The organism is Mesorhizobium sp. BHscii (assembly GCF_053848065.1).
In genome coordinates this window covers 588,414-594,801 of record NZ_JBSPKW010000001.1, presented here as the reverse complement: position 1 = coordinate 594,801, position 6,388 = coordinate 588,414, and the positions used below count along the sequence as shown (strand labels likewise).

The 6,388-nt window shown below is 63.2% G+C and carries 3 protein-coding genes; all 3 read right to left on the bottom strand.

All coding sequences use genetic code 11. From position 1 onward, the window contains the following. Positions 1–137: 137 nt before the first annotated feature. A complete protein-coding gene (locus ACWTU7_RS02725; RefSeq protein ID WP_455837623.1) occupies positions 138–1,445 on the bottom strand; it encodes an ABC transporter substrate-binding protein in 1,308 nt (435 codons plus the stop codon). 25 nt (positions 1,446–1,470) lie between these two features. After that, positions 1,471–4,887, bottom strand: coding sequence for an AAA family ATPase (locus tag ACWTU7_RS02720; RefSeq protein WP_455837622.1), 3,417 nt, complete (start codon positions 4,885–4,887; stop codon positions 1,471–1,473). 297 nt (positions 4,888–5,184) lie between these two features. After that, on the bottom strand, positions 5,185–6,384 hold the full coding sequence (locus ACWTU7_RS02715) for a mandelate racemase/muconate lactonizing enzyme family protein (protein WP_455837621.1): 1,200 nt from the start codon (positions 6,382–6,384) through the stop codon (positions 5,185–5,187). Positions 6,385–6,388: the final 4 nt, after the last annotated feature.

The following is a 6,388-nucleotide window of genomic DNA, read 5'->3' as shown; positions in this document are numbered from 1 at the left end:
GGCCGGATTGATCCGACCAAGAGCCATGCTGCCGTCCCGGCAACGACTAAATCAACAATATCCTTCGCAAAGCGGGCGTTCGGCATCTCCACGATGGTCGGTGTGAAACGCGATGCGTCCATCCATAGCCACACCGACTACCGGCGCCCGTACTTCTTGAAAGTCGCGTTCCAGTCCGCGGCGAGGGCATCAAGCGTCTCCCTGGCCGTGCCTTGGTCGCCCGTCACGTACGGATAGACTCGCTGGTTAAACTGCTGCAGTAATTCGGCGTACTCCGGGACCGCCCAGAAGTCCTTCACCTTGAACATGGTCTCATAGAAGGCCCTGTTGTACGGCGTGGCGTTCTGAAATGCATCCGACTTCAGCACAGCCGCACTGCAGGTGTAGCCGCCGAGCTCCGCCCACCTCTTCTGGGTTTCGTCCTTGATGAACCACTCGAGGAATTTGAGGGCTTCGTCTTGCTTTTGCGAATAAGAGATGATCGAGATGCCCTGCCCCCCGAGGGGGGCGAACTGATCGCCTTGCGGGCCGGCCGGGTTGGCGAAGAAGCCGGTGTTGGCGGCATTCCGATTGCTAGCCTCGTTGGTAAGCGATGGGAAGAACGCGAAATAGTTCATGCTCATCGCGGCCAGGCTTTCGGTGATCGCCAGATTCTCCTCTCCGAAATTGGCGTTGGCCCAGCCCGGAGGCGTGAATTTGTACAGCTCCCGATAGAATTCGAGCGCGGCCACGGCCCTGTCGGAATTGATAAAACCGTCGACCTCGTAGGTTGCATAGTCGCCAAGCTCGCCGCCATACGAGAAAAGCACGCTTTCGAAGCCCCCGACCAACCCATCGTATGAGTTGTCGGTGTAAATCGCGATGCCATATCTCTTCTGGTCAGGCCGGTAGAAGAACTCAGCGATGTCGCGCATCTCTTTGAACGTGTTCGGCACGGCGAGATCGTAGCCGTACTTCGCTCGGAAGTCGGCCATTTCCTTCGGATCCTCGAACCAGTCTTTGCGATAGGCCCAACCGATAGCGTCGCCCTCGAGCGGGACCGCCCAGTATCTGCCGCTGTCGCCAGAATACTCGGAGTAAAATTTCACCGTGGCCGGAGCCATTAACTCGGCGATATCGTGCTTCGCGAAGAAGTCGGTGAGGTCGACATAGTGGCCGCCAGTCGAGCCCGCGCCGAGCCACTGCGAGTCGCCAACGACCATATCATACGCATCGCCCCTGGCATTGAATTCGGCGAAGGCTTTGGTCTGAAAGCCCGGCCAAGCCGTTGTTTCGACTGTTACCTTGACGCCCGTCTGCCTCTCATATTCGGTAACGAGTTCTTGCAGATAATTGGCAGGATCCCATTCTGCCCAGAAGATCGTGAGCTCGGTGGCAGAAGCCGGTGTGCCGGCCAGCGTTAGCACTACGCCGGCCACCAGACCAAAGCACGTTTGTTTGAGCATGGTTGTCCTCCCTGGTTGTTGCTGCCTATGGCTGCGCCGCCGGATGATGTGAAAACTTCTGCAGCAGGCTCTTTGCCTCAACCAGATCGGAAGTGCCGAAACCCTCGTTGAACGCCGCATATGCGGGTGCGAGCAGGTCTCGCGCCTCGCTCTCGCGTCCGCGATCGGACCAAAGTCGGGCAAGCCGAAGCGCGGCCCTCAGTTCGGCCAGTCTCGCACCTTGTTCGCGGGCGGCGGCCAGCGACTGCCGGAACGAGCCTTCGATAGCATCGTCGCCTTGGTCCAGGCGCGATAGGAGCTCTCCTTTGGCGCTCAACAGTTCGGGCAGCTGGTAGCTGGAGCCAGACTTGGCGAGCGTGTCGAACGCTTGCTCCAGCAGCGCAAGCCCTTCGCTTGCCTCGCCCCGCTCGCCGCAAGCGCGGGCGAGCGCGCAAAGGTAGTAAGCCATCCCCATGTCGGCGCCGGTCGCGGCGATCGCCGCGATCCCGTCGCGCATCTGGCGAATGCCCTCGTCCAACTGCCCCAAACCACCGAGCGCCCAGCCGAAGAACACGCGAGCCTGCCCAAGCAGCAGGGGCATGGCGAACTCGGTGCATACGGCGATCGCCTTTTCGGCCCAGAGTCGCCCGTCATGCGGCTCCCGTCGCATGAGATGGACGACGCTGAGCGCCATCTGCGCCTGGGCCAGGCTAACAGGGTGCGAATCGCGCTCGGCGAGGGCGACTGCTTCTCTTGACTGCTGAACCCCCTTATCCGGCTTGCCGCAAATGCAGAGCATCTGTGCGGAGAACGACCGGCAGCAAACGCCCGGATCATGCCCGGTATAGCCCCAGGCTAGGTGGCGATGCTTTTCGTAGTCGTAGATGGCCATACCCTGGCTGGCGTGCACCCCGCTGGTCTTGTAGTTGCCGAGATAAAAGTTGACACCCCAGAGCTGGTGGTGCGCTTCCAGCATGTAGCCGGAATCGCCTGAAGCATGCGCGAGTTCCATGCCGAGCGTGAGGCACTGGTTGGCGAGCGCATTTGCGGCGCGCAGGTGACCCGAAATGGTGCGGCAGGCGCTCTCGCCCCGGACCGCGGCGAACAGCTGTGTCTTATCGCCAAGCCTTTCGGCAAGTTCCCGTGCCTTCGAGAAAGAGTGCAGGACCTCGGGATCTCCCCAACCCCTGGTGGAGATGAGCGCCGAGCCCATTGCCGTCCAGAGTGACAGCTCCTGTCTGAGACGGGCCTCGGAAGCGGGCAAAGTCACAACGAGCTCGAGTCCTTTGCCGAAGTGCGCCGCGGCTTCGCGGTTGGCAGACTTTGTCATCGCCCGCTGCCCGGCTTTCAGCCACCACGACGCGGCCTCAGCCACCAGTCCGGCGATCGTATAGTGCTGCGCCACGGTCTCGGGTTCGGTCTCGGCGACGTCGGCAAACTCAGCTTCCAGCGCGGAGGCAATCTTCGCATGGATCTGCTGGCGCCGGCTTCTCAACAGGCTCTGGTAAGCCGTGTCGCAGACCAGCGCGTGCTTGAATGTGTAGGTCGCCTCCGGCGCCGCGCCGCTGCGGAACAGCAGCTCCGCCTGTTCCAACTGGCTGAGCGCATCGTCGAGCCGGCCTCGGCCGGCGCCACTCACTGCGGCGAGCAGCCGGTGCCGGAAAACGCGGCCGATGCAGGCGGCGATCTGCGCCGTCTCCTTCGCCGGTGACAGCCGGTCGAGTCTTGCCATCAGCGAGTCCTGCAATGTCGACGGGATCGCGATCGCCGGCAGCGGCCCGATCGCCAAATAGCGATCGCCCGCCTCGACCAATAGGTCGGAATCGAGCACGGTCTTCGTCAGCTCCTCGACGAACAGCGGCACCCCCTCCGTGTTAGCAAGGATGCGGTCCGCGATGTCGCGCGGCAGCTTCTTGCCGCCCGCCACCCGCTCCATGATCGCCGTGCCTTCGTATGGTTCGAGCCGCCCCAGTTGCAGCGTGTCGACACACGACAGCGCCCTCCAGCGCGGCTCGAATTCCGGCCGCGCCGTGACCACCAGCAGGACCGGCAGGTCCGAGAGCCGCTCAACGAGCGCTTCCAGCCATTCGGCCGTCGTGGGGTCGATCCAATGGGCGTCCTCGACGAGTACGAGCACTGGAGCGTTCGTCGCCGACGCCTCGACAAGCCGCGTCAAGGCTGCGAGCGTGCGCGCCCTGAGCGCCGGCGCCGGCAACTTCGGCGGACGATAACGCCCGCTTGCATCGATCGAGAGCAGCGTTGCCAGCAATGGTAGGGCCTCGCCAGCCTCCGCGCCGATCCCGGTAAGCAGCGTCGTGAGCTTGTCGAACCGCGTGTCGGCGTTGTCGTCGCCCACGAAGCCCGCCGCCCTTTCCAAATGCGAGATCAGCGGATGGAGTGCGCTGTTGGTGTAGTGGGCCGAGCAGAAATAGCGCAGTACCGAACGCGGCCCTGCGGCGACCTGCGCGGCAAGTGCTGCCAACAGGCGAGACTTGCCGATGCCAGCCTCGCCGGTGAGTAGGAGAACCTGGCCTTGTCCCGATGTTGCGCGATGCCACCGTTCGGCTAGGAAGGCGAGCTCTTCGTGCCGGCCGACCAAAGGCGTCAGCACGGCGTGCCGGGCTTCGAAGCGGCTCTCGGCCGCCGTCTCGCCGACGATGCGCCAGCACCGCACTGGAGCGGTGAAGCCTTTGAGCTCCCGTTCACCAAGATAGGTCGCTTTGAACAGTCCGGCGACCAACCTTTGCGTAGCCTCCGCGACCACTATAGAATCCGGCTCGGCGACGGCTTGCAGCCGGGCTGCAAGATTGGGCGTGTCGCCGACTACGGCTTCCTCTTGCGCCGCGCCTTCGCCGACCAGGTCACCGACGACCACCAGCCCGGTGGCGATGCCGACACGCGCGGCGAGCGGCACTCCTCCGGGGCCGCCCAGTCGGCCGGTCGCGGTCGCGGCCGCGAGACCCGCGCGCACGGCGCGCTCGGCGTCGTCCTCATGCGCCCGCGGCCAGCCGAAATAGGCGAGCACGCCGTCGCCCATGAGCTTGGCGACCCGTCCCTCGTAGCGCGCGATCTCGCGCGACACGGCCTGCTGGTAGCTGAGGATCACCTCGCGCATGTCCTCAGGATCGAGTCGCTGCGACAGCGCGGTCGAGCCGACGAGGTCGACGAACATGACGGTAAGTTGCCGCCGCTCTGCTCGTGGCGCTGCAACGTCGTCGTCGGTGGCGTCTTGCGCAAACTCCTCACGAGTGGACAGGGTCGACCCTGGCTGAGCGGAGGAATTCTCCGCGAGCGCCGAAATGGCGCTGAGCAGCTTGCGCCGATGCCCCACGGACCTGATGCCCAGGGCCGTCAAGTCCTCGGTGGTGAGCTTAGGCAGCAGCTCGAAATCGATGTCATTGTCGCGGAAGGCCGGGGCGTATTCCCCCAGTCCGAGGCTTGCCAGCCATGCCGCGATATCCACGCCCTTCTCCCTAGGCGGTGGAAGTTTGGTCAGCATTATACCGCAAACAGGAGGCTAAGTCGTCCTTGCCGTTGTGCCCATAGCAACGTCAGGTGCCAGTGAGAGAGGGCGCGCGTTGAGGAGGGGCAGATGGCAGCTCCGGGTCAGATCACGACGATGCTCGCGCCGACCTGAAGGTCCGCTCTTGAAAATTCGAGACCCGAAGCTGTCAGTCCGCTACCGGCCCGAAACGGTCATTCCGGATGCCAATTTGCGTGAAGAGGTCCGCGTGGTGCAGGGTGGAGCAAGAAGGATGGTTCAATTGAAGAAGCCCGCATCCTCTTCCCTGAGATACCTCCTGGCTGCTTCGGCGTCGATATCGAGGCCCAGCCCCGGCGCTTCCAGCAGGTCCACCATGCTGTCCTTCACGACCTGCGACGGCAGGCCGATCACAAGGTCCTCCCACCAGGGGTCGGAGGCGCTCGGGTATTCGAAGGCGATGTAGTTGGCGGGCAAGGTGGCGCACACGTTGATCAACGCGCCCAGGCCGAGCAGGCCGTTCGCCGTGCCGTGCGGCGCCATCAGGATCGAGTGCATATGGGCGTGCTCGGCTACCCATTTCAGCTCGGCGATGCCACCGACATCGGCCGGGTCCGGACCGATGATACGGACCGCCTGCGTTTCGATCAGCTCCTTGAAATTATGGCGCAGGTAGATCTGCTCGCCGGTATGGATTGGCGTCGAGGTGGAGGTGGTCAGCTCCCGATAGGCCTGCGGATTGACCCACGGCACATAGTCGCCAGTCAGCATATCCTCGAGCCACATCAAATTGTACTTCTCGACCGCGCGAGCAAACTTAATTGCATCGGGCAGCATCCAGCCGGGGCCGCAGTCGAGCGCCAGGCTGACCTTGTCGCCCAGCACTTCCTTCATCGCGATCACGCAGTCGAGCATGTGATTGAAACCGCGCTCGCTGATCACGCCTTGATCCATGGCACCGTGATAGCCGGCCTTCTTCTGCGTCACGCCGTAATGGAAGCCCGCAATGGTGTCCTTCATGTTGGAGTGGAACGAGATTCCTTGCTTGATCATGAAGAAGTTCTGCGGCTGCTCCATCATCCATTTGACGTCAGCGGCGTAATCCTCCGGCCGGTCGCCCGTGCGCTTCTGGCGGATCGAGCCGTTGTAGACGCGCACCTTGTCGCGCACCTTGCCGCCGAGCAGTTTGTAGGCCGGCACGCCTGCGGCCTTGCCGGCAATGTCCCACAGCGCATGCTCGATAGCGCTTACTGCCGCGCCATAGGGCTTGAAAGAGCCGCGTTGGCGGATCTTCAGCATCACGCGCTCGACGTCGGTCGGGTCCTCGCCGATCAGCGCCTCGCGAAAATGCAGGACCCAGGGCTTGAGGTAGGGCTTGGTGTATTCGACCTCGCCCAGGCCATAGAGGCCCTCGTCGGTGACGACGCGAACGATGGGATGTTTACCGATGACGGCACAGCGGAGATCGGTGATCTTCATCTTC

Excerpts from the sequence above, each read along its gene's own strand:
- ACWTU7_RS02725 (WP_455837623.1), bottom strand. The coding sequence starts at position 1,445 with ATGCTCAAACAAACGTGCTTTGGTCTGGTGGCCGGCGTAGTGCTAACG.
- ACWTU7_RS02715 (WP_455837621.1), bottom strand. The coding sequence starts at position 6,384 with ATGAAGATCACCGATCTCCGCTGTGCCGTCATCGGTAAACATCCCATC.